Source organism: Nocardia tenerifensis NBRC 101015 (assembly GCF_000308715.1).
Classification (GTDB): Bacteria; Actinomycetota; Actinomycetes; order Mycobacteriales; family Mycobacteriaceae; genus Nocardia; species Nocardia tenerifensis.
In genome coordinates this window covers 48,992-70,560 of record NZ_BAGH01000418.1, presented here as the reverse complement: position 1 = coordinate 70,560, position 21,569 = coordinate 48,992, and the positions used below count along the sequence as shown (strand labels likewise).

Sequence of the window (21,569 nt, the reverse complement as noted above, 5' to 3'; positions counted from 1 at the left end):
ATGCACAACACCGCCCGCGTCGCCGACAACGAGATCAGCCGCAAGGTGGTCGAGATCGAGAAGGCCGGAGGCACTTTCGACGACGTCCGCGATCTGGTAGCGGGCGCGCGCGGGCGTCGCGTGTTCGAGGAGGGCGATCTCGACGCGGGCATCTGGAGCGCGGGTCAGGTGCAGGGCCTGATCAACGACATTCCCACCTGCGACGAGCTCATCTCCCGCATGGTGCGCGAGGCCGAGGAGCTCATCACCGCTCGCCTCGCCGCGACGGTCGTCGCCTGATCCGGGCCATGTACCTGTTCGGCGGGGCTCAGACCGCGAGTGCCGGGGGCGAGGGGACGGCGCGGGCCGGCGGGCGATAGGACCGCCAGGCCTCGGCGAGCCGGCGGGCCGCCTCGGTGAGCGTGTCCGTCGGGTGCAGGTAGTGGATGCGGACGTGGTCTTCGCTGCCGCCGGTCGGGTCGAGCCCGCTGCCGGGCAGTATCGCGACGCCGTGCCGCAGCGCGGCCTGCGCGAACGAGGTGCCGTCGCCGTAAGGCAAACGCACCCACAGGGTTTGGCCGCCCGGGACCGCCGGCGCGTGCCACTCGGGTAGCAGCCGGGCGAGTTCGGCGCGTAGGTGATCGTGCCTGGCCTGCCGCTCGGGCGCGAGCCGGGCGCAGACGGCGGCCAGGCGCGGCATCAGCTCGGCCGCGGCCAATTGGGCGGGCACGTCGCCGCCGAGGTCGTGCACCGCGCGGATCCTGGCGAGCCGGGCGATGGTCGGCGCGGCGGCCCGCATCCAGCCGATGCGGAGTCCGCCCCACACCGTCTTGCTCAGTGAGCCGACGGTGATCACGGCGTCCGAGTGCGCGGCCAGCGGTGGCGGCGTGCGGAATCCGGGAAAGCCGAGCTCGGCGAGCACCTCGTCCTCGATCAGCGTGACGCCCGCCGCGGCCGCCGCCTCCGCCAGCCGCCTGCGGGCCAGCGGCGGCAGCACCGCGCCGGTCGGATTGTGAAAGGTCGGAATCGCGTAGGCGAGCGCGGGCCGGTGATCCCTTGCGGCGGCGGCGAATTCGGGCATCCCCGGCGAGAGTGTGTGGATCGCCGCCGCTTCCGCGCGGAACACCTCCAGCCCCGGTGGCGAGCTCGGCGCCTCCATCAGCACGCGATCGCCGGGCTGGAGGAAGGCGCGGGCCAGCAGCGAAAGCGCTTGTTGCCCACCGGTGGTGACCAGCACCTGGTCGAACGACGTCGGCACGCCGCGCTCGCGGTAGTACTCGGCGATGGCGTGCCGCAGCCTGGGGTGTCCGGTCGGGTAGTAGCCGATATCGCTGGTGGTCGCGGCGAGCTCGGGCAGGATGGCGGCGTAGCACTCGGTCAGTTCCGCGGGCGGGGTGTCGGGCGCGGCGCAGGCCAGCGGGATCACGCCCGGCCGGGGCTCGAGCAGGTCGAGGAACACCGGCGCGCTGGTGGTCTCGGACGGTGCTGCGCCCCACCGCGAGCGTGCCGGCCAGCACCCGGTCGGGTGGCAACGGCGTGCCCGGCGGGAGCTCGCCCTCATCGATCAGTCGGCGCAACCTGGCGGCCAGCAGCGCGTATAAGGCGCCGCGACCGGCCGACCAGCGGCCGAGGCGTTCGGCGACATTGATTGGATTCATGGCCAAACCAATTCTGCCCGATTGGCCATGGTCCGTCGACCCGGGCGATTCGAGGATTGACGCTATGACAGCAGCAAGAATCTCCGGTCCGGTCTCGATCACGGACGCGATCGCCGGGCTGCCCGGCCCCTTTCAGCAGCGCGAACTCGCCGTCGTCAACGACACCGTCGTGCGCGTCGCCCAGTTGGCCGGCGAGTTCCCGTGGCACCACCACGACGAGGACGAACTCTTCCTGTGCTGGGACGGCACGTTCCGGATCGAGTTGGACGGACAGGATCCGGTCACCTTGAACCCCGGCGAACTCTTCGTGGTGCCCAAGGGTGTTCGGCACCGCCCGGTCGCCGAGCGACCCGCGCACACCCTGTTGATCGAGCGCCCGGAGACCGTGCAGTACGGGAACTGAGTCAGCCCGATCGGACCCGGCCGGACAGGCCGGGTCCGACGAGTTGCTCCAGGCGCCGATACGCCTCCGCGGGCGCCACCGGCGGGTCCGCGTCGGCGATCGCGCCGAGGACGCCGACCACGCCCCAGGACAGGAACGTCACGGTCGCGTCGAACTCGGCCTCGTCCATGTCGAGCCGCTCGGCCAGGCGCTCGGCCAGGATCTCGGCGACCATCTGCCGCGTCGTGCGCAGCAGCAGGGCGCCGCTCTTGCGGCCGAGCAAGGCTTGATACACCTCGGGGTTCGCCGCGGCCAGCTGGAACAGCGTGTGCACCGGCGCGAGCAGCGCCGTCGCCTCCGCGCCCGCCTCGGCGCGCGGCGCGGTCACCGCGGCCCGCAGATAGTCGGTGCTGCTGAGTAAGAGTAGGTCGTCCTTGTCGCGGAAATGCGCGTAGAACGTGGACCGTCCGACATCGGCCCGGTGCAATATGTCGCGCACCGAGATTCGGTCGTAGCCGCGCTCCAGCATGAGTTCGATCAACGCCCGATGCAGCAGGCTTTTCGTCCGCCGCACCCGGCGATCCGTGCTGCCCGTCAGCCTTTTCACTTCCGACGACAATGTGCCTCCCGTACAAATGTCGCGAATCCGTCCCGAATGGAACGGTTTCCGTAATTTTGTCTCTGGTCGAAGCGGCAGCCTCTCCCGACCATGAACACATGACCAAAAACGCACCCCAGTCTTCCATTCGACAGGGCAACCATGACACCGAAACCGGTGTTCTGCTTACCAAGCCACGGAGTTACCGCACTTTCAAGGCGCTATTCCTGCTCGGCCGTGGTCGTCGGCTCAACGCTGCGCTGGTCGCGCTCAGCGGGGCGGCGACCGACCACAGCGTCGCCGACATAGGTTGCGGCCCAGGCGATCTCGCCCGTGCACTGGCCGTTCGAGTAGGTCCCGGCGGCCGCGTCGTCGGCGTCGATCCGGCCGCGGAAATGATCGACTACGCGTCCGCGCATTCCCGCGCGACGACGAATTGCCGATTCGAACTCGGCAGCGCACAGACACTGACACTGCCCGACGCGTCCTTCGATGTGGTGACCTCGACCTTCGCCATGCACCATATCCCGGAGCAGCACCGGCGGGCGGCGATCGCGCAGATGTTCCGGATACTGCGGCCCGGCGGCACGCTGCTGCTGGCGGATACCCATCCGACGGGGCCGGTGTTGTCCGCCGTGGTCCGGATAATGGCGCGCTTCGCGGCGCGGCGCACGCACGACGCCGGGCCGGGTCACCACGCGGATCCCGTGGTGGCGGTGGACATTCGGCGCTATCGAGACCTGCTGACCGACGTGGGCTTCGGCGAGGTGGCCTTCCACACCGTCGAGCCCGCGACGGGAGTCCTGCTCGCCACCAAGGAGATCCGGCGCTAGATCATGTCCTTCGCCGCCATCCAGCGCATCGTGAACCAGCCGCACAGCACCGGCAGCCAGCAGGTGAGCACGCGATAGAGCAGCACCGACGGGACCGCGATGTTCAGCGGCACATTGAACGCGCCGAGGCCGCCGATCAGCGCGGCCTCCACGGCGCCGACGCCGCCCGGGGTGGGGGCCGCCGAGGCCAGCGTGCCGCCGATCATGGTGACGATGGTGACGGTGACGAAGGTGGTGCCGCCGCCGAAGGCCTCGACGCTGGCCCACAGCGCCCCGGCCATGCCGAGGGTGATCGCGGCGCAGCCGAGAATGATCACAGAGAAACGCCTGGGGTCGCGCGCCAGATCGGCGAGCTCGGCGAGCACCTCCTGCAATTGCGGCCGCACCGAATTGTTCAGCCAGTGCCGCAATTTCGGCACGAACATGAAGGTGCCGATGATGCCGACGCCGACCCCGGCGATCAGATACAGCACCGTGGCGTCCGGGACGAAGTGCGACAGATCGGCGGAGGTGCCCGCCGCGACGCTGAACACGACGAGCAGGCTGAGGTGCGTGATCACCTGAACCGCCTGTTGCAGGGCCACCGCCGCGGTGGCGCGCACCGTGCCGACCCCGCCCTTCTGCAGGAACCGCACGCTCAGCGCGAGCCCGCCCACCCTGGCCGGGGTGGTCGTCGCCGCGAACGTATTGGCGATCTGCATGATCACCAGGTTCTTCAGGCTCACGGCGCCCGACGCGCACGCCCACAGAGCCGCCGCCGCACCGACATAGGTCAGGCTGGAGACGGCCAGGCCGAGCAGCGCCCACCACCAGTTGGCGGTCTTCAGCTGGGTGAAGAACGTCGGCACCGCGCTGATGAACGGGTACGCGACGTAGACCAGCCCGATCAGCAGCACGAGCTGGATGATCTGGTTGCGGGTGAAGCGGGTGATCTGTTCGGCCTGGATCCGATCCTCTCCGGTCTGTTTGCGCACCTCGTCGCGCGCGGCGGTCAGCGCGTCCTTCCAGTCCGGGACGGACTTGCGCAGCCCGGCGGGCATGACGGACTTGGTCAGCCGGCTCGCGGCGGCGAGCACCTGCTGCTCACCGAGCGAGGCGATGGCCGCGCGCACCGCCGCCTCCTTGCCGAAGATCGCCGTGGTCGACACCAGCAGCTGCGCGATGTCGGACTGCTGCTGTTTGAGCGAGGCCCCGTACTCGGCGCTGGCGAATCCGCCGAACAGCGTGGTGCCGTTGTCGATTCGGATCTCCGTCGGGCGCAGGTCGCCGTGCGAGATCTGCCCCGCGTGCAACTCGCCGAGCGATTTCCACACCCCCGCCAGCTGTTCGGCGGAGGCCGAGCTGATCCGCGTGCCCCTGGGCATGGTGTGCGCGTGCAGCATCCAGCCGCGGTCGAGCGCCGCGACGGCGACCGGCGCGCTGCTGGCCAAGCCGAGCTCGCCGACCGCGATCGTCATGAGCGCGCGGTGCTCGACCGCGCGGTGCATGGAGCCGTGCAGCGCCGCGGTCTCGCTGGCGCGGAAGGTGAGCCAGCGCCACAGCTGGCGCAGCGCGCCGAAGCTGCGCTGGTTCTTGCCGTACATCTCGACGACGAGTCCGCGTTCGGGTCCGTCGATGGCCGCGGCGAGCACGAGCGGCCCGCGCCCGGCCGGGTGCACCACGGTGAATCTGGTGACCGTGTGCCCTCGTCGATCCAGCACGCGCACCGCGGCGTCGAGCGGCACCTCCAGCGCGGGCGTGCCGACGACCAGCACGATGACCGCGCCGACCAGCCAGCCCACGGCGAGCCCGAACATCGCCCTGGCCGGCACCACCGTGCTGACCACCAGATGGATCGGCGCGAAGGCCAGCAGCAGAAACCACAGGTACCGCCGTGGCCGATTGGGCAGCCACGGGCTCGACACCGTGAGCACGGCTGCGAGCATGGCGATCCAGCGCGGATCGTCCAGGAACTGCGAGAGGAAGGTGTCGAGCCGATCCGGTACCTGCCAATGCCATTTCGGCGCCGAGAGGCCCGTGCCCGTGATGGAGAGCAGCAGTCCGGCGGTGAGCCCCGCCGCCGCGTAGCCCGCGAGCAGCTTCCACTGCCTGCCGATGATCAGCTCGATCAGGATGGCGAACGGCAACGCCAGGATCGCCATGCCGTAGACCAGGTACACCAGATTCGACTGGTCCGGGTTCAGGAAGCCGACGATCTTGTACACCGAGTGTTCCAGAGCAAGCCACTCCGGCCGGGTGATCACCGAGGCCGCGATGACGATCGCCACCCCGAGTACCGCGAGCACGACGCGGATGATGTCACTCGTCCGCCGAATCAGCGGTTGCAGCAGGCTGCCCGTTACCGGGATCTCCCGCCCGTCGACTCGCATGTCGCCTATCCGCCTCTCCGAGTATTCAGGCCAGACTCAGGTGCCACGACAGTAGCGTTGGCGGCCAGCGATTCCGTGGTGGTCGAGTGAGCTGGTACCCGGTGAGTTACCCATGTGTTTCAGCAAATCAGTTGTTTCGTCCGCCGACGGAGAATACACACCGACACGCCGCCGACTGCCCGGCCGAATGTCGGTTGGCTCGGCGGTTGTGCGGTAACTCACGCCGAGTCGCGGTTGAATCTGACATAGGTGTGAGATTCGAGAATGTCGGCATGGACAACGAGCTCTACGACTACAGCCCCATCACCGAACGCGCGCCCATCCACTGGCCCGGCGGCGCCCGGGTCGCCTTCTACGTCGGCCTGAATGTCGAGCACTACCAGGTGGATCGGCCGTCCACCAGCATCTTTCCCGGCACCGCCGGGCTCGCCCCCGATCCGCTGAACTATGGCTGGCGCGATTACGGTCCGCGCGTGGGGATCTGGCGGCTGGCCGACATTCTGGACCGGCACCGCGTCCGCGCCAGTGTGCTGCTCAATTCCGATGTGGTCCAGCACAATCCGCAGATCATCACGGCCGGTCTCGCACGGGACTGGGCCTGGCTGGCGCACGGCAAGAACAACTCGATCTTCCAGGCCGACATGACCGTCGAGCAGGAGCGCGCGTACCTCACCGAGGTGGTCGAGACCATCGAGCGCGCCACCGGCCGCAGGCCGCGCGGCTGGATGGGGCCCGCGCTCACCGAGACCTTCCGCACGCCGGAACTGCTGGCCGAGCTCGGCCTGGACTACGTGCTCGACTGGACCAACGACGACCAGCCCTATCGGCTGAATGTGCCGGGGATGCTGAGCGTTCCGTACACCGTCGAACTCAACGACAACACGCTGTTTCTCGCGAAGGGCACCAGCGGGCCGGATTTCGTGCGCATCGTCAAGGATCAGCTCGACCAGCTCTACGCCGAGTCCGCCGACAGCGGCCGCGTGATGGCCCTCGCGCTGCACCCGTTCGTCATAGGTCAGGCCTTCCGGGCCAAGTATCTGGATCAGGCGCTGGAGTACGTGGTGAATCACCCCGGCGTGTGGCTGACCACCACCGACGAGATCGCGGCGCATTTCGCGGCGTCGGCGTAGTTCGTACTTGCCGAAACGGCCCGCGCCGCACACGATCAGGTCAGGTACACCGATGTCCAGGAGGCGGAATGGCTGTGCAGGACCAGGATCTGACAGGCAAGTCCATCGTGGTGACCGGGGCGAGCTCCGGCATCGGCGCCGCGGCGGCGGCGACTTTCGCCGCACGCGGCGCCACCGTCGCGGTGGTCGGCCGCTCGCCGGAGCGCACGGCCGAGGTGGCCGCGAAGGCCGGGGCCGAGCCGTTCCTCGCCGACTTCGCCCGCTTCGACGAGGTGCGCAGGCTGGCGGAGCAACTGCTCGACCGCTATTCGCACATCGACGTGCTCGCCAACAACGCGGGCGGCTCCTGGCCGAAGCGCACCCCCACCGACGACGGCAACGAGCTGACCTTCCAGGTCAACCACCTGTCCCCGTTCCTGCTCACCACCCTGCTGCTCGACCGGCTCGTGCGGTCGCGGGCCAGGGTGATCAATACCGCGAGCGTGACCTACCGGATGGCGCGGCTGAACCTCGACACCGTCAACGCGACGACGGGTTCGTTCAATCAGATGGGCGCCTACGCCGCGTCGAAGCTGGCGAACATCCTGTTCACCAGGGAACTCGCCCGCCGCACCGCGGGCACCGGGCTGGTGACCGCCGCCTTCCATCCGGGCGCCGTGGCCACCCACGTGTACGACCGCGCGCCGCTCGGCCTCGGCTGGCTCATCCGCTCCCCGCTGTCCAAGCCGTTCTTCATCCGGCCGGAGAAGGGCTCGGAACCGCTGGTGCACTTGGCCACCACGGCGGACGACATCAACGGGCAGTACTTTCACCAGTTCAAGCTGGAACCGCCCAGCAACAAGCAGGCGGTGGATGCCGCTCTGGCGCAACAGCTCTGGGAGATGTCCGAGCGGGTCACCGGGTAACCGCCGGACTCGCCGGGTTACTCGCCGACGCCGAAGACGCCGCCGGTATAGCTGCCCTCGTCGAGTTCCACGATCGCCTTCGCGACCTGCTCGGTGGGTACCAGCGCCGGAAACGTGGTCGGCGCGATGGCGTTCGCCCGCACGCCGAACTCGCCGAACTCCTCGGCGATATTCCGGGTCAGCTGATTGAGCGCGGCCTTCGACGCCGAGTACAGCGTCTGCCCCGGATACACCTCCGAGCCGGAGATACTGGAGACGTTGACGATATTGCGGTTCGCCGCGCGGTTCTCCGGCCCGGCGTGCAGCCAGAACCGCTGCGCGAGGCGCGCCGAGAAGCGCAGCGGCACAGCGACGTTCAGCGTGAAATGCGGATCGAACTGCTCCAGCGCGGCGTCGCCGTCCACGATGCCGCGCGGGTGCAGCTGCACGTGGGCGGCGTTGTTGACCAGCAGGTCGACCTTGCCGAACCGGGCCAGCGCGAGGTCGACCACCCGCTCCACCTCGCCCGGCGCGGTGAGATCGGCGCGGATCACGAAGACCCGCGAAACGTTCTCCGGCACCGGCTTTTCCGGCTCGAGCGGGTCGACGAACCACTCGAGCTGCGACGGCACCGCGGGCGTGCGGGTGCGGCAGACCGCGACGATGTCGTAGTCGGTGTAGTACGAACGGCAGAACACGTTGCCGAGCGTGCCGCCCGCGCCCGTGATCAGGCAGACCCGGCGTTCACCAGTAGGCAATGCGGTCCCCTCCCCAGCGCTCCAGCGCGTCGTCCTTGGTCCGGTGCGCCCACATCACCACGCTGTTGCGATCCTTGGTGTTCCCGCCCGCGAAGGTGTGCCAGGTGCGCGGCGTGACCTCGAACAGAATGAGCGAGTTGTCCAGCGGCGGAACGAGCGTCAGCTCGGGCAGCTTCTCGCCCTCGGCGATGTTGTCGTAGAGCGCGGTCTCGCCGCCGTCGCCGGGCTGCCAGTCCGGGTTGCCGAGGTAGAACAGCATCGCCACCGCGCGAATCGACTCGCGGGCGACCACACCCGGTTCGCGCGCACCGGTTTTCGTCTCCACCGAGCCGTCGGGCAGCCGCACCTCCGCCGGGCCGGGCGCCTCGCCGGGGAACCACGCGGGGTTGAGGTCGTTGTGCGGCCATCCGTACGGTGCGCCCGGTGCGTGATGGTGCACCGACCCCTCGAGGTCGCCGGTCGCGGTCACCCCCGCGACGCCGGTGATCAGGTCGTGCCACTCGCGGGAGATGAACACCTCGAAGGAGGTGTCGCGCAGGTCGGCCAGGCGGATCCCGTCGGCGCTGTAGTTCGTCGCGACCTGCCCGAACAGCTGGGGACTGTCACGCCGGACCCGCGCCAGGTCGTCGGTCAGCCGCTGATAGAACTCCGGCACGAAGACATCCCTGGCGTACACGTGCGGGAACGGCTGCGTGCGGCGTATCCAGCGCCGATGGGCGAACAGATCCGCGAACCGCTCCGGCCGCGCCTGCGCCTGCGGTACGGACTCGGTTGTCACGTCACTCCCTCCCTGTCGCACCACTGGCGATCTTATTGTCTGCTCAGCGCCCCGCGCAGGTGGTGTTCATTTTGTGCGGGCGGACAGGGGAGCGGCGTGCGGTCAGGCCGGCCGGGCGAGGCGCGTGCCCAGGAACGCGAGGTAGGCGATGAAGCCGATCGACCCGATCGGCCTGCTGCGCCGGAAGGTGATCGCGAGGCCGAGCACCAGTTCGGTGAGGCCGTTGCGGTAGGTCCAGCGACGGGTGGCGCGTGGAAACGCCCGCGCCGTAAGGGGATCGAAGGCGCGCGGCGCGGTGAAGTGGGCCGCGCCGGTGCCAGCGAGGCCGAGGCCGAAGGCCCGTGCGCGCACGCTGTCGGGGGTTCGCTGCTTGATCACGACCGGACGCTGCTGTGGCCTGTCCGTCCGGTCTCGTCTGCGACGACCGATGGTTTTCGTGCGCATGTCTCTCCTCGATGGGTCGCGGATGGTAGTCCCCATCGAAGCTAGCATTGTCTGGGACAGATGAGCCAGTGGGCAGGGCGTGCGCCTCAGCCGACCGACATCTGCCGGTTCTGCGCGTCGGTGCGCCGCTCGCGCACCGCGGCCAGGTCCACCGGCCGCTGCGCCTGCGGCTCCTCGGCCACCGCGAGCGCCTCGGCGAGGCCCGGCAGCCAGCGCAGGATCTCGTCGCGGTACGGGCCCTCGGTCTCCAGCTGGCTGAGCACGCCGATCAGTGTGAGCGCCGCCCTGGCGAACGGGGTGAAGTAGGCGGGCATCGTCATCTCCCGCACCACGTTCGTCAGCCGGGGGTTCGTGGTGCGCAGCACCTGCTTGCGCAGCCAGGGCGTGGTCATCCGATACGTCGCGTGCTTGAACGGCTCGCTGCACGGCGCGACGATGGCGTAGAGCTCCTCGGTGTCGAACGCGCGACCCGAGGCGACGAAACCGTGCCGCCGCGTGGCCTCCTCGAGCTTCGCCGGCCCGCCGCCGTTGAAGAAGGCCTTGCAGTAGTCGATCGCCAGCTCCTCGAAACCCGCAGGCGGCCAAGCACAACAGGCGCCGAAGTCGACCACGCCGAGCCGCCCGTCCGGCAGCACCCGGAAGTTGCCGGGGTGCGGGTCCGCGTAGAGCAGCCCGTGCACGCCCCAGCCGGAGGTGACGAAGCGGACCATCAGCATGCCCACCCGGTCGCGCTCGGCCTGCGCGCCCGAGGCCACGATGCGGGTCAGCGGCGTGCCCTCGACCCACTCGGTGATCAGCACGTCGCCGCGCTGGGCCACGACATGCGGCACAAAGAAATCCGGGTCGTCGGCGTAGGCCGCGGCGAAGGCGCGCTGGTGCTCGGCCTCGGCCGCGTAGTCCAACTCCTGACGGACGCAGTCGCAGATGGCCTCGGTGACCGCCTTGACGTCGGCGCCGGGCAGGAAGACCGAGGCCAGGTGCGAGATCCGCCGCAGTTGCTCGAGATCGGCCTCGATGGCCTGGCGGCCGCCGGGGTACATCACCTTGACCGCGACCGGCCTGCCGTCGTGCCAGACCGCGCGATGCACCTGGCCGAGCGAGGCGGCGGCGGCGCGCCGATCGTCGAATTCCCGGAAATGCCAGCGCCAGTCCTCGCCCATGCTGGCCGCGATGGCCTCGTGCACGGTCTTCGGCAGCATGATGGGCGCCGAATCCTGAAGCTGACTCAGCGCGATCCGGTACGGCTCGGCTATCTCCGGCGGCAGCCCGAGCTCGTAAATGGCAAGCAGCTGACCGAGTTTCGCGGCGCAGCCCTTGAGCTCGCCGAGCACCTCGAACATGTGCTGGGCGGTGCGCAATTGGATCTCGCGATTGACTTCTTCGGCCGATCTGCCGAGTGCCCGCTTGCCGACGCCCGCGGCCTGGCGTCCAGCGAAGGCGATCGGCAGCGCGGCCAGCTTGGCATTGCGCACAGCCGCGCGAACAGGGGGTTTACCGTCGATCCGCGACGTGAACAGACGCGAGCGCCTGCCCGTCGAACCCGCGTCAGAACCGTCGCCGCTGCGCTGGATAGCCATGACTCACCTCACACTGTGCGCCGACCAGTGTCGCACACGTGCAGTCTGGCACAGTAGGGCTTAGACTGTCTGGGACGTATTTCGAACGTAGTCGAGAGGTGACTTCGATGGGATCCCAGACGGTAGTCGCCGACGTTGCCGACGAGTTGGCGCGCCGGGTTGCCGCGGGGGAGTATCAGCCGGGGGATCTCATGCCGTCGGTGCGTCAGGTGGCCGAGGAGTTCGACATGAACCGGGCGACCGCGCAGCTGACGCTGGGACGGCTGGAGACGAACGGGTTCGTCGAGGCGCGCCGCGGCAAGGGCTTCACCATTCGCGACGTCCGCGAGGCCGGCGGCGTCGATGTGTATCGGCAGCTGTTCCGCTTCTCGATCCCGCGGCCGGACGTCGCGATCGAGATGTTCCGCGACATCGTCGACGTCGAGCGCGGCATCGTGATGGACACGCTGCTCGCCTACACTGGCAGCGAGCAGGCGATCGATCAGGCGGTGCTCAAGGCCGAGATCGACAAGCTCGAAGCCATTGCCCGGCAGGACGATCCGGATCTGCGCCAGATCCTCGCCATCGAGGTCGGCCTGGTGCGCAGACTGCTCACCGCGCTCGGTCTGACCATGCAGCGGGCGATTCTGAACTCGATCGGTGAGATGGTGCTCGAGGTGCCGGAGGCGGTCGAGGCGTTCTTCGCCGGCGCGCCGGACCTGCACGTGCTCGTCTGGCGGGCGCTCGCCGCGGTGTGGGACTCCGGTTCCGGGCCGTCCGAGGCGCAGGTCGCGCTGTTCGAGGATCTGTTCGGGATGTACCACGAGCGGGTGATCCTGCGCTTCGACGAGCTGGTCGGCGCATCCGAGGAGCAAACGGCCGACGGGCACGCCGCCACCGCCTGACGGCGGTCTGGCCTTCCCGCGCTCGGCATCGGCCGGCGTAACGCTGGGTGAATTCGGCGCTTGTTGTCGCATTGCCTCAGACTCGTTCTGTCCCAGACGATTTGGCGGAGGGGTGTCTTTATGGCTGCTCGCCGGGGCGACCGATCACATCCGCGTGGCCAGTCCGCGCAGGTTCCACCGCGCCACCGGCCGCGCAAGCGGGACGAAGAGCCGATACGGCACCAGCAGGGCGAAGCGCGGATGCGCGGCCAGTGTCCAGGTGAGTGTGGTCGCCCCGGAATCCGTTGGGGTGAGCACATATTCCTCCGCGATCGACTTCAGCACGAACGGCACCGAGGAACTGATCGCCGTGAACGCGAGCCTGCGCCCCTGCTCCCGAACGATCGCCCGTTCCGCGCCTGCGACGAGAAATCCGTCGAAAACCCTTGTGACACCGACAGTTCGGTCTTGGTCGCGGTAACGCATGCCATTGATCACGGGGAGCCAGGAGAACAGGCCGTCGGTGTCGAGCGCCGCCCAGACGTGCTCGGCGGCGGCGTCGAAGGTCTGCTCGGTCGTGACCACGAAGGCCGCCTTGCGCTCGATGAAGCGCCGGAGTTCGTCGGCGCGGACGGGCCTGAGCGGGTTGCCGCCACCCGCGAGCACGGTCTTGGTCCAGCGCCGCAACACGGCCGACGCCACCACTGCGGCGAGCGCCAGGACGAGCAGTACGACGGCGATGACGAGCCAGATCATCCGAGTTACTCCCTTGGCCTGCTTCGTGTTTCGAGGGTCGCTGACAGGAGCGTATACTGTCTGGGACAATCAAGGAAGAGTTGGGTCGGATGACCTGACGGGCCCGGGCTCGGCCGCGGCGTACCGTTTCCGGCATGACCGTCTCATTCGACCCATTGCCCGCGATTCCGCTCGAATCCTGGCGGCCGACCAAGGAGACACTGCACCGCTTCGCCCAGATCGTCGGCAAGGTGGCGCTGGCCAAGGGCGTCCGGCGCAACCACTGGTGGCACATGACCTACCGGCTCACCGCGCGCGGCTGGACCACCGTCCCGCTCGGATCCGCGCGCAACGGCCCGGTCTTCACCTGCGCGTTCGACTTCTTCGACCACGTGCTGCGGATAGCCACGGATCAGGGCGCCCAGGTCGAGATCGACCTCGTCGACCAGTCGGTGGCCACCTTCTACGGCGACGTGCGCAACGGGCTGCGCGACCTCGACATCGAGGTCACCCTCGCGCACCCGCACCCGTTCGACCTGCCCGACGCGCGCAGGCCGTTCGAGGACGACGACGAGCACCGCGACTACGACCCGGACCGGGCGCGCCACGCCTTCCGGGTGCAGAGCCAGGTCGGACGGGTGCTCGAGGAGTTCAGCGCGACCTACTCGGGCAAGATCAGCCCCGTTCAATTGTTCTGGCACACCTTCGATATCGCGGTGCAGCGATTCTCGCCGCGGCATATCGAGCTGCCGGAGACGGTGGATTCGGTGACCCGCGAGGCGTACTCGCGCGAGGTGATCAGCGCCGGTTTCTGGTTCGGCGACGACAAGGTGCCCGAGCCGACCTTCTACTCCTACACCGCGCCCGAGCCCGCCGGGCTGGCCGAACGCCCGCTGAGCCCGGCCGGCGCCCACTGGGTGGCCTCCGGCGCGGGCCACTCGGCCTACTACCCCTATGACGCCGCCCGCGCGACGGAGGACCCGGTCGGGTCCGCCCGCGAGTTCTTCCAGTCCGTCTACGCCAACGGGGCCGAGCTGGCCGGGTGGGACACCGACCAGCTGACCTGCTGGGGCGGCGTCACCGACCCGGTGCTGCGCGAAAAAGGCTGGCCCGAATGGCCGGAGTGATCAGAGCCCGCCGTTGAGCTTGTTGAGCCGATCGCAGGACTCGACATACTCCTGGATCAGCCGGTTCACCACGTCCGCGGACCGCTCGACCTTGGTCATCATGCCGACCACCTGGCCGACCGGGTTGAAGTTCACGTCCTTGGCGGCCTCGGGGTAGCGGTGCCCGCGCTTGACGCCGTCCAGGGCCACCATCATCTGCAGCGGCATGGGCAGCGGGTCGGGGGTGTCGGCCTGCTCCCAGGCGTCGGTCCAGTCGTTGCGCAGCATGCGGCACGGCTTGCCGGTCCACGAGCGCGAGCGCACGGTGTCGTGGCTGGACGCGTCGATGTAGGTCTGCATCTGCGCGGGCGGCACATTGGCCTCCTCGACGGTCAGCCACAGCGAGCCGGTCCACGCGCCCGCCGCGCCCATCGCCATGGCGGCGGCGACCTGGCGGCCGTTGCCGATGCCGCCCGCCGCGAGCACCGGCAGGTCGCCGACGGCGTCGATCACCTGCGGCCACAGCACCAGCGACGAGATCTCGCCGCAGTGCCCGCCGCCCTCGGTACCCTGGCAGACCACGAAGTCCAGGCCGGCGTTCTTGTGGTTGAGCGCGTGCTTGACCGAGCCGCACAGCGCGCCGATCAGCCTGCCGGAGTCCTGAACCTGCTTGATCACGTCGTCGGGCGGGGTGCCGAGCGCGTTGGCGACGAGCTTGGCCTTGGGGTGCCGCAGGATCACCTCGACCTGCGGGGCCGCGGTCGTCGCGGTCCAGCCGAGCAACTGGTTGTGCCGCTCGCCGTCGGGCAGCGCCGGCACGCCGTGGTCGGCGAGGATCTTCTCCGCGAAATCGCGGTGCCCGCTCGGAACCAGTTCCGCCAGTTTGGCTTCCAGCTCTTCGGGGCTGAGGCCGTCGATGCCCTTGCCCTCGTACTTGCTCGGAATCACCAGGTCGACCCCGTACACGCCGTGCACGTGTTCGTCGAGCCAGGCCAGCTCGATCTCGAGCTCCTCGGCGGTGAAGCCGACCGCACCGAGCACGCCGAGCCCGCCGGCATTGCTGACCGCGGCCGCCACGTCGCGGCAGTGGGTGAACGCGAAGATGGGGAATTCGATCCCGAGCCGTTCGCATATTTCGGTACGCATGGCCTGCTGGTCTCCCTCGCTGCTCCTGCGCCGCGAGCGACGACGGCAGCTTGTCCTAGAACGAGTTACATAGTTGTTCGCGGTGCCCGCCGGAGCATGCTCGGACCCCGACCCGTCGAATCGGTCGCGAGCCGCGGGTATCGCCGTTGCGCGGCCGCGACGTCCTCGACTGGTCTCAGCACCATAGGGTGACAGTAACACGTTCTAGTTTTGCCCGGCAGGCTTCGGTCAGACGGCGGCCGACTCCAGCTCGCTCAGCGCGTTCTCCAGGTGATCGAGCAGGCGCGGAAGCTCCGGCACGCTGCGGCGGCAGCCGACCACGCCGAAGTCGAGATTGTCCCCGTTGGTGGTCAGAGTGATGTTTACCGCCTGACCGTCGAACGGGATGGACATCGGGTAGGTGGCGTCGAGGCGGGCGCCGTTCCAGTACATGGGCTCGCGCGGGCCGGGCACGTTCGAGATGACAATGTTGAACGCCGGATTGGTCAGCGGGACCAGGCCGGGCAGCAGGCTGAGCGCGATCGGGCTGACCATCAGCGCGGACAGCGCCATCGTCTGGATGCTCGACAGCGAGCTGTAGACGTCCTTGCTCTTGCGCATGGATTCGCCGACCACCTGTAGTCGGTCGAGCGGGTCGGCGACGTCGGTGCCGAGATTGCACAGCACGGCGCCGACCTTCACGCCGTCGGTCGCCACGTCGTCGGGCGAGCGCAGCGACATCGGCACCATCGCGATCAACGGCTTGTCCGGCAACGCGTCTCGCTCGGCCAGGTAGGAGCGCAGCGCGCCGGCGGACATGGTGAGCACCACGTCGTTGACGGTCGCGCCGGTCGCCTTCTTCACCTGCTTGATCCGCTCCAGCGGCCACGAGCGGACCACGGTGCGGCGCGCCCCGCCGATCGGCACGTTGAACATCGTGCGCGGCGCCTCGAACGGCATGGTCAGCTGCTGCTCGAGCAGCACGGCGCGGGCCGTGCGCAGCAGCGTCGGGCCGGAAGCCGCCGCCGACAACAGGTTTCGGGCCGCGCCGAGCAGTCCGGCGGACGAATCGGTCGCCGGCGTGCGCGGTGTCCTCGGCAGATTCCACGGGACCCGCGCCTCGCCGGCGGGCTCACTGGTCAGCGTCCGCTGGATCAACCGCTGTGCGGAGACGCCGTCGATCAGGGCGTGGTGCATCTTCGAGTAGACGGCGAAGCGACCGTCCGCGAGGCCCTCGATCAGGTGGATCTCCCACAGCGGGCGATGCCGGTCGAGCAGGGCGCTGTGCAGGCTCGACGCGAGCTCGACCAGCTGGTCCGTCCCGCCCGGCCGGGGGACGGCCTGGCGGCGGACGTGGTACTCGAGCTCGACGTCGTCCTCGGTGGTCCACGCCATGCGCGGCGCGCCGAACAGGGTGGCCGGTCGTTTACGGAACGTCGCGTCGATGTCCTTGCAGGACAACAACTTCTCGTAGGTCTGCCGGGCGAAATCGGGCCCGGCGTCCTCGGGCGCCTCGAAAAGCTGGAGGGAGCCGACGTGCATCGGATGTTCGCGGGACTCGGCGAGCAGGAAAACGGCATCAATAGGCGCGATGAGGTCCATGGTGTTGCTCCCTGGCGACAGGCGTGGTGTGCAAATGGATCGACCACGTTGTCGGGCGGGCCCGCGCGCAGCCATGAATCCTGCGCGGCTGGCAACAATTTACCTAATTCAGCGATCATTGCCCAGCCTTCAGCCCACCTTCGACACCAGTAGGTACGCCTGCTGGAATCGCTCGCCGGGATCGGGCTCCCGGATCATCCGCGTGCGCACCGTGAAGCCGACGTCCCGCAACACTGCGGCAAGCCGCTCCGGCGACCATCGGTAGGCGCGAGTCACCCTGTGCTCGAACGCCTCCACCGCGCCGGGTGCGTCGGTAGCGAAAAAGGCCAGTAGCGCGTGCCCTCCCACCTCTAATACCCGATACAACTCCGCCGACACCTCCGGCATGCGGTCCGGCGGGAGATGGATCAGCGAATACCACGCGATCAATCCGCGCAGGCCCGCATCGGCCAGCGCCAGCCGCTCCATCGTGCCCACCTCGAAGGACAGCCCCGGATACTGCCGACGGGCGATGGCGATCATCTCCGGCGACAGGTCTATGCCGAAGGCGGACAGGCCGAGCGAGTGCAGATGCGCGGTGAGTCGCCCCGGGCCGCAACCGATGTCGGCCACGGGCGTGCCGGCGCCCACCAGTTCCGCGAACAGGGCGAGCATGGCGCGGTCATGGGGGTTCTCGGCGAGGTTGTTCTTGGCGATCTCGGTATAGAGCTCGGCGACGTCGTTGTAGGCGGCGCGGGTGACGGCCACGTCGGCGGGGGCGTTCGAGAGTTCGTTCATCCCAACATCATCCACAGCGCGCGAGAGGTCAGGCGAAGGCCTGCGCGACGGCCAGGCTGTCCTCGTAGACGTGGTGACGGGTGACCCGGCCGTCCTGGATCGTGAGGTGCAGCGCGAATCTCGCACGGTAGGCGCGTCCGGTGGCGCGCGCGGTCTGCCGGATCTCGCCGAGCACCACCGCGTCCTCGCCGTCGACCAGCACGCGCTCGATCTGCGTCGCCACCTGTTCGGGCACATGGTGTTCGGCTATCGCCCGGAAATGATCGGCCGCCTCCGCGCCGGTCGAGCGGTGCCGGATCCATGGCGTCGCGGCGCGGCCGTGCTCGGCGTCCGGCCAGTCCAGTCGCCAATCCACCTCGTCGGCGTACAGCTCGGCGATCGCGTCGGCGTCGCCCGAACCGATCCTGCGCAACAGCTCGGTTACCACGGCTCGGGTGGATGTGGATGTGGTAGCGGACAAGGCCGATCCTTCCGTTCCGCGCCGCCTCCGGTCGAGGCGGCGCGGTCCTCATTCTGGCCACGGCCCGCGCCGCCGTCGATTACCTCTCGGGTAATTGGGCCGCCGCCTCGGGCGCCGCGGGCGTGGTGCACAGCGCGTCCTCGGGCGTCTCGCGACTGCGGGCGGTGCCGAGGATCGAGCCGAGGATCACCAGCGGGAAGCCGATCGCCATGCCCGCGGTGAGCGGCTCGCCGAGCGCCGCGACGCCGAGCACGATGGCGACCGCGGGATTGATGTAGGTGATCACCGTCGCCCGGGCGGGGCCGACCTCGGAGATGAGCGCGAAGAACAGCAGGAACGCCGCCGCGGTGCAGATCAGCGCGAGACCGAGGACCGACAGCGTGGCGTCGGCCGGGTAGCTTGCCGGCCTGCGCAACGCCGCGAACGGCGCGTACACCACCGCGGCGATGATCAGCGACGCGGTCACCACGCCGAGCGGCGGCAGGTCAGTGAGCGCCCGGTTGATCACGATCGGGCCGATCGCGTAGCCGATGGTGGTCAGCGCGATCGCGCCGATGGCCGCGGGGTTGGACAGGTCGATGTCCAGACCGACCAGGGCCGCGACGCCGGCGAACCCGATCATCAGGCCGGTGACGCGGCGCCGGTCGAAGCCCTCGTGACCGAGCTTGGTCACGATGACCACCGCGATCAGCGGAACCGCGGCGATCAGCAGTCCGACCGTCGAACTGTTCAGCGTGGTCTCCGCGAACCCGATGAACAGCCACGGCCCGATGATCTCCATCACCGTGTACAGCAGCAGCGGCCGCCACCGGCGGAACACCGGGCCTAAAGCGTTGGTGTACAACGCGATCGGCAACAGCACCAGCGCGCCGACCGACGTCCTCGCGAACGCGACCACCACCGGGTCGAAGTCGACCACCGCGATCCGGATCATCGCGTAGGGCACGCCCCAGATGACGCCCATCGCGAGAAACAGCGCCCATCCGCGCCGCGTCATCGCGCGACCGCCCGATGGCATCGAACACTGGGGTAGGTCTGAACATCCGGCATACGCTCACTCGCTTTCGATCAGAACGGGAGCTTATACAGGAGATCCGATGATCCGACAGATCCACTTTTCCGGGCCCCGACCAGGCCACTTGCCCCCAATACTCGGGGCACCGCCTACCGCTCACCGGGTTTCGACCAGCGGGCGCGGGCGATCGGCGGCACCCTGATCGTCATGCCAGGTGCAGGCCAGTCCGAACGCGGCTACCCGGCCAGACGTCGCTTCGCTCCGTTTATCCGCACGCGGCTTACGCGAATTGTGATGTTGTACAACGATTTCGGACATCCGCTGCCGATCGTGCGCGGGCAATGAAAAACCCTGCCCGTCGCTGGGTGCGGCGGGCAGGGTCTTCGGGTCGGTCAGCGGGTGGGCGTGGGGCTTGGGGTGGTGGATTGTGTTGTGGTGGTGGGGGTTGTCGTGGTCGGCTGCGTGGTTTCGGTCGGGGAGATTGAGGTCGGAGCCTGGGTGGTGGTGGGCTGGGTGGAGGTCGTGGTCGGCGCCGCCGGGGTGGTGGTCGCCGGGGTGGTGGTGCTGCTCGTGGTGGGGGCGGCACTGGTGGTGGTCGGCGTCGCGGTGGTGGTCGGCGCGGCGGTCGAGGTCGCGGCGGCCGCCTTGTACGCGGCGGCGAGATCGGCCTCGGTGGGCTTGGCGCTGGTGTCGACCTTCTTGCCCTCCTGGGCCTGCTTGGCCAGGTGGGTGATCCAGGCGGCGGCGTACTCGGCGGAGGTCATCGGCCTGCCCTTGGCCGGGTCGGCGTCGTGCCAGTAGTCGAAGTGGTGACCGGTGTGGTCCGGGCCGAGGGTGAGCTTGTACGGATCGCTCATCACGACCGGAATGGTGTTCTGGTTGGTCACGATGAGACCGATGATCTCGTTCAGGATCTTCTGCGGCAGGTACGCCAGCGGCGACATGGTGTCGGCCGCGATCGCGTCCGCCTTCACCGGCTCCTTGGGCGCCTGGCCGGGCTTGTAAGCCGGGTCCGAAACCTTCAGCAGCACTTGCAGAAACGTCTCGTCGCTCTTGAGCCAGTTCGGCTGCGACTGGATGTCGGCGAACGCGGCGAGCGCGATGCGGCCGAGCACGACGGCGACGTCCTGACCGGTCGCCGGGTTGAGCCCGTCGCGTTCGAGGGCGTCGACATTGAGCTGCCGCCCCACGTTGACCACCAGCTGCAGCAGCGAGATGTTCTCGGGCGCGGAGCAGGTCAGGTCGCCGTCGGAGCAGAACGAGGCGATCTTGCCGTTCAGCGCGCCGAAGTCACCGCTGGTACCCGGCAGCGCGCCCCGGCCCGGCGTCGGATTCTTGCCGTCCTGGTATTTCTGGTCGAAGCCGTCGGGGTGGTTCGGATCCTTGGCTCCGGGGAACGGCCCGTCGCCGGCCGAGCGGCCCGCGTCGGCGAGGATGACGACGCCGACGACGTTGGCCGGGTCCACGATTCCGTACTCGCCGTCTTTGCCGGCTTCCTGATGCCCGACCTTCATCGCGACCCGGCGCACCACATCGGCGCCCTCGCTGTAGCCGACGATGGAGAACTTGGTGTTCGGGCACGCCCGCGCGATTTCCCGCATCACCTGCTCGGTGTTGGCGGCGCCCGCGTTGACGGCGTCCTCGTAGGTGGCCATGTTCGCCGGGTAGGCGATGTAGACGGCGGCATACGAGCCGGGCTCGACGGCGCCGGCGGCCGGATTCACCACCGGGTCGACCCATTCGCTGCTGTGGTCGCCCGAGAGCGCGGCGGGCAACTCGTTGCCGTTCGCGTCCACCAGCAGTTTCGTCGTGCCCTGCCGTGGCGTGTCGTTGCGCCCGGCCACCGAGATGCTCACCATGTCGTGGCACTCGGTCACCGACGACGTGAGCTGCGTATCTCTGGTCTGCGGTGACGACGTCAGTGCGAACGTGGTGGCCACGATCGCCGCGACGCCGAGCACGGCGGGCGCGGCGACCGCCGAGGCGATACGATGTCGGGCGAAGAACCCGCGAAAGTCCATGTCCTGATTCCCCATTCCAATTACCGGCATGTTGGACGGGCAGGCCCCCCGAGGCCGTGCGTCACCAGAGACGTCGAAAAAGGGGAGAGGCGCGTTACGCGGTGGTGCCCGCGTGTGCGCTCGAGCACAACCCTGTAACGCTGCGGGAACGACCACTTGCCCCCAGTAATAGGGGCATCGACAATCCACTCGCCGGGCGAATTCAGTCTTAATGCAATGTGCGCATTCCGTTTTGGAGCATTCCTGGAGGTAGGTGGGGAGGCGAGCACCTCGTCGACCCCGGGGGGACCGGTCCGTCGCCGGGCGACAGTGCCCCGGAACCTCCACGCCGACAGGCGGATTCACCGCCGACGTGGAACACTGGACGGCAGACGGACGCCACCCGACCGGGGAACCGGAGTGGCGGCGCGCCGGCGTCGACGTCGAACACCGGTCAAATTCGCCGACCTCGATAAATGATTCGAGTACCGCGATA

Annotated in this window: 20 protein-coding genes and 2 pseudogenes; 7 read left to right on the top strand and 15 right to left on the bottom strand. The window is 68.8% G+C overall.

Annotated elements, in window-relative coordinates:
• A pseudogene (locus ON39_RS33210) lies at positions 1 to 279 on the top strand (nitronate monooxygenase); the annotation flags it as partial.
• Positions 280 to 307: 28 nt separating this feature from the next.
• Here ON39_RS33210 and ON39_RS33205 read toward each other — a convergent pair.
• Positions 308 to 1,438, bottom strand: coding sequence for an aminotransferase-like domain-containing protein (locus ON39_RS33205; protein WP_246002904.1), 1,131 nt, complete (start codon positions 1,436 to 1,438; stop codon positions 308 to 310).
• A 73-nt stretch (positions 1,439 to 1,511) separates the two neighbouring features.
• A pseudogene (locus ON39_RS50900) lies at positions 1,512 to 1,637 on the bottom strand (hypothetical protein); the annotation flags it as partial.
• Positions 1,638 to 1,701: 64 nt separating this feature from the next.
• Between ON39_RS50900 and ON39_RS33200 the strand changes: the two are divergent.
• Entirely contained in the window at positions 1,702 to 2,040 is a 339-nt protein-coding gene (locus tag ON39_RS33200) for a cupin domain-containing protein (RefSeq protein ID WP_040740093.1), read from the top strand.
• 1 nt (position 2,041) lies between these two features.
• Here ON39_RS33200 and ON39_RS33195 read toward each other — a convergent pair whose 3' ends face one another.
• The gene (locus tag ON39_RS33195; protein ID WP_246002903.1) at positions 2,042 to 2,626 is read right to left on the bottom strand and encodes a TetR/AcrR family transcriptional regulator; all 585 of its coding nucleotides are present in this window, start codon (positions 2,624 to 2,626) and stop codon (positions 2,042 to 2,044) included.
• A gap of 110 nt (positions 2,627 to 2,736) precedes the next feature.
• Here ON39_RS33195 and ON39_RS33190 point away from each other — a divergent pair, with 110 nt between their 5' ends.
• On the top strand, positions 2,737 to 3,450 hold the full coding sequence (locus tag ON39_RS33190) for a class I SAM-dependent methyltransferase (RefSeq protein ID WP_051187429.1): 714 nt from the start codon (positions 2,737 to 2,739) through the stop codon (positions 3,448 to 3,450).
• On the opposite strand, the gene ON39_RS33185 is transcribed toward ON39_RS33190, so the two are convergent.
• Positions 3,447 to 5,819: a lysylphosphatidylglycerol synthase transmembrane domain-containing protein gene (locus ON39_RS33185; protein WP_040740091.1), complete on the bottom strand. Its 2,373-nt coding sequence runs from the start codon at positions 5,817 to 5,819 to the stop codon at positions 3,447 to 3,449. The two genes, ON39_RS33190 and ON39_RS33185, sit on opposite strands and share 4 nt — an antisense overlap.
• Positions 5,820 to 6,091: 272 nt before the next feature.
• Between ON39_RS33185 and ON39_RS33180 the strand changes: the two genes are divergently transcribed.
• Positions 6,092 to 6,949 (top strand): polysaccharide deacetylase family protein, encoded by an 858-nt coding sequence (locus ON39_RS33180; RefSeq protein ID WP_040740089.1) that lies wholly within the window; start codon positions 6,092 to 6,094, stop codon positions 6,947 to 6,949.
• A gap of 68 nt (positions 6,950 to 7,017) precedes the next feature.
• The gene (locus ON39_RS33175) at positions 7,018 to 7,854 is read left to right on the top strand and encodes an SDR family NAD(P)-dependent oxidoreductase (protein ID WP_051187428.1); all 837 of its coding nucleotides are present in this window, start codon (positions 7,018 to 7,020) and stop codon (positions 7,852 to 7,854) included.
• A 17-nt stretch (positions 7,855 to 7,871) separates the two neighbouring features.
• Here the strand turns inward: ON39_RS33175 and ON39_RS33170 are convergent, their stop codons facing one another.
• From ON39_RS33170 to ON39_RS33155, 4 genes are all read right to left on the bottom strand, one after another.
• The gene (locus tag ON39_RS33170) at positions 7,872 to 8,591 is read right to left on the bottom strand and encodes an SDR family NAD(P)-dependent oxidoreductase (protein WP_051187427.1); all 720 of its coding nucleotides are present in this window, start codon (positions 8,589 to 8,591) and stop codon (positions 7,872 to 7,874) included.
• Positions 8,578 to 9,369, bottom strand: coding sequence for a 2OG-Fe(II) oxygenase family protein (locus ON39_RS33165; protein ID WP_051187426.1), 792 nt, complete (start codon positions 9,367 to 9,369; stop codon positions 8,578 to 8,580). The genes ON39_RS33170 and ON39_RS33165 overlap by 14 nt, the downstream gene beginning before the upstream one ends.
• A gap of 102 nt (positions 9,370 to 9,471) precedes the next feature.
• A complete protein-coding gene (locus ON39_RS33160) occupies positions 9,472 to 9,747 on the bottom strand; it encodes a DoxX-related protein (RefSeq protein ID WP_051187433.1) in 276 nt (91 codons plus the stop codon).
• A 152-nt stretch (positions 9,748 to 9,899) separates the two neighbouring features.
• On the bottom strand, positions 9,900 to 11,390 hold the full coding sequence (locus ON39_RS33155) for an ABC1 kinase family protein (RefSeq protein WP_246002902.1): 1,491 nt from the start codon (positions 11,388 to 11,390) through the stop codon (positions 9,900 to 9,902).
• Positions 11,391 to 11,497: 107 nt separating this feature from the next.
• On the opposite strand from ON39_RS33155, the gene ON39_RS33150 reads away from it, so the two are divergent.
• A complete protein-coding gene (locus ON39_RS33150) occupies positions 11,498 to 12,274 on the top strand; it encodes a GntR family transcriptional regulator (protein WP_040740088.1) in 777 nt (258 codons plus the stop codon).
• A gap of 144 nt (positions 12,275 to 12,418) precedes the next feature.
• On the opposite strand, the gene ON39_RS33145 is transcribed toward ON39_RS33150, so the two are convergent.
• Positions 12,419 to 13,009, bottom strand: a complete 591-nt coding sequence (locus tag ON39_RS33145; protein ID WP_040740086.1) for an SRPBCC family protein — start codon at positions 13,007 to 13,009, stop codon at positions 12,419 to 12,421.
• 134 nt (positions 13,010 to 13,143) lie between these two features.
• Here ON39_RS33145 and ON39_RS33140 point away from each other — a divergent pair, with 134 nt between their 5' ends.
• The gene (locus ON39_RS33140; RefSeq protein WP_040740084.1) at positions 13,144 to 14,115 is read left to right on the top strand and encodes a DUF5996 family protein; all 972 of its coding nucleotides are present in this window, start codon (positions 13,144 to 13,146) and stop codon (positions 14,113 to 14,115) included.
• Here ON39_RS33140 and ON39_RS33135 read toward each other — a convergent pair whose 3' ends face one another.
• From ON39_RS33135 to ON39_RS33110, 6 genes are all read right to left on the bottom strand, one after another.
• Positions 14,116 to 15,240 (bottom strand): NAD(P)H-dependent flavin oxidoreductase, encoded by a 1,125-nt coding sequence (locus tag ON39_RS33135; RefSeq protein ID WP_040740082.1) that lies wholly within the window; start codon positions 15,238 to 15,240, stop codon positions 14,116 to 14,118.
• Between the two features lie 228 nt (positions 15,241 to 15,468).
• Positions 15,469 to 16,821 (bottom strand): WS/DGAT/MGAT family O-acyltransferase, encoded by a 1,353-nt coding sequence (locus tag ON39_RS33130; protein WP_040740080.1) that lies wholly within the window; start codon positions 16,819 to 16,821, stop codon positions 15,469 to 15,471.
• 129 nt (positions 16,822 to 16,950) lie between these two features.
• Positions 16,951 to 17,598, bottom strand: coding sequence for a class I SAM-dependent DNA methyltransferase (locus ON39_RS33125; protein WP_040740079.1), 648 nt, complete (start codon positions 17,596 to 17,598; stop codon positions 16,951 to 16,953).
• A gap of 28 nt (positions 17,599 to 17,626) precedes the next feature.
• Positions 17,627 to 18,058 carry a nuclear transport factor 2 family protein gene (locus tag ON39_RS33120; RefSeq protein ID WP_040740078.1) on the bottom strand — a complete coding sequence of 144 codons (432 nt, stop codon included), beginning with the start codon at positions 18,056 to 18,058 and terminating at the stop codon, positions 17,627 to 17,629.
• Between the two features lie 79 nt (positions 18,059 to 18,137).
• Positions 18,138 to 19,055: a DMT family transporter gene (locus ON39_RS33115; protein ID WP_051187425.1), complete on the bottom strand. Its 918-nt coding sequence runs from the start codon at positions 19,053 to 19,055 to the stop codon at positions 18,138 to 18,140.
• A 410-nt stretch (positions 19,056 to 19,465) separates the two neighbouring features.
• Positions 19,466 to 21,094 (bottom strand): cutinase family protein, encoded by a 1,629-nt coding sequence (locus ON39_RS33110; protein WP_040740074.1) that lies wholly within the window; start codon positions 21,092 to 21,094, stop codon positions 19,466 to 19,468.
• Positions 21,095 to 21,569: the final 475 nt, after the last annotated feature.

Coding starts and splice junctions, on each gene's coding strand:
- ON39_RS33180 (WP_040740089.1), top strand. CDS start 6,092: ATGGACAACGAGCTCTACGACTACAGCCCCATCACCGAACGCGCGCCC.
- ON39_RS33125 (WP_040740079.1), bottom strand. CDS start 17,598: ATGAACGAACTCTCGAACGCCCCCGCCGACGTGGCCGTCACCCGCGCC.
- ON39_RS33185 (WP_040740091.1), bottom strand. CDS start 5,819: ATGCGAGTCGACGGGCGGGAGATCCCGGTAACGGGCAGCCTGCTGCAA.
- ON39_RS33140 (WP_040740084.1), top strand. CDS start 13,144: ATGACCGTCTCATTCGACCCATTGCCCGCGATTCCGCTCGAATCCTGG.
- ON39_RS33135 (WP_040740082.1), bottom strand. CDS start 15,240: ATGCGTACCGAAATATGCGAACGGCTCGGGATCGAATTCCCCATCTTC.
- ON39_RS33175 (WP_051187428.1), top strand. CDS start 7,018: ATGGCTGTGCAGGACCAGGATCTGACAGGCAAGTCCATCGTGGTGACC.
- ON39_RS33150 (WP_040740088.1), top strand. CDS start 11,498: ATGGGATCCCAGACGGTAGTCGCCGACGTTGCCGACGAGTTGGCGCGC.
- ON39_RS33200 (WP_040740093.1), top strand. CDS start 1,702: ATGACAGCAGCAAGAATCTCCGGTCCGGTCTCGATCACGGACGCGATC.
- ON39_RS33155 (WP_246002902.1), bottom strand. CDS start 11,390: ATGGCTATCCAGCGCAGCGGCGACGGTTCTGACGCGGGTTCGACGGGC.
- ON39_RS33110 (WP_040740074.1), bottom strand. CDS start 21,094: ATGGACTTTCGCGGGTTCTTCGCCCGACATCGTATCGCCTCGGCGGTC.
- ON39_RS33115 (WP_051187425.1), bottom strand. CDS start 19,055: ATGACGCGGCGCGGATGGGCGCTGTTTCTCGCGATGGGCGTCATCTGG.
- ON39_RS33145 (WP_040740086.1), bottom strand. CDS start 13,009: ATGATCTGGCTCGTCATCGCCGTCGTACTGCTCGTCCTGGCGCTCGCC.
- ON39_RS33130 (WP_040740080.1), bottom strand. CDS start 16,821: ATGGACCTCATCGCGCCTATTGATGCCGTTTTCCTGCTCGCCGAGTCC.
- ON39_RS33190 (WP_051187429.1), top strand. CDS start 2,737: ATGACCAAAAACGCACCCCAGTCTTCCATTCGACAGGGCAACCATGAC.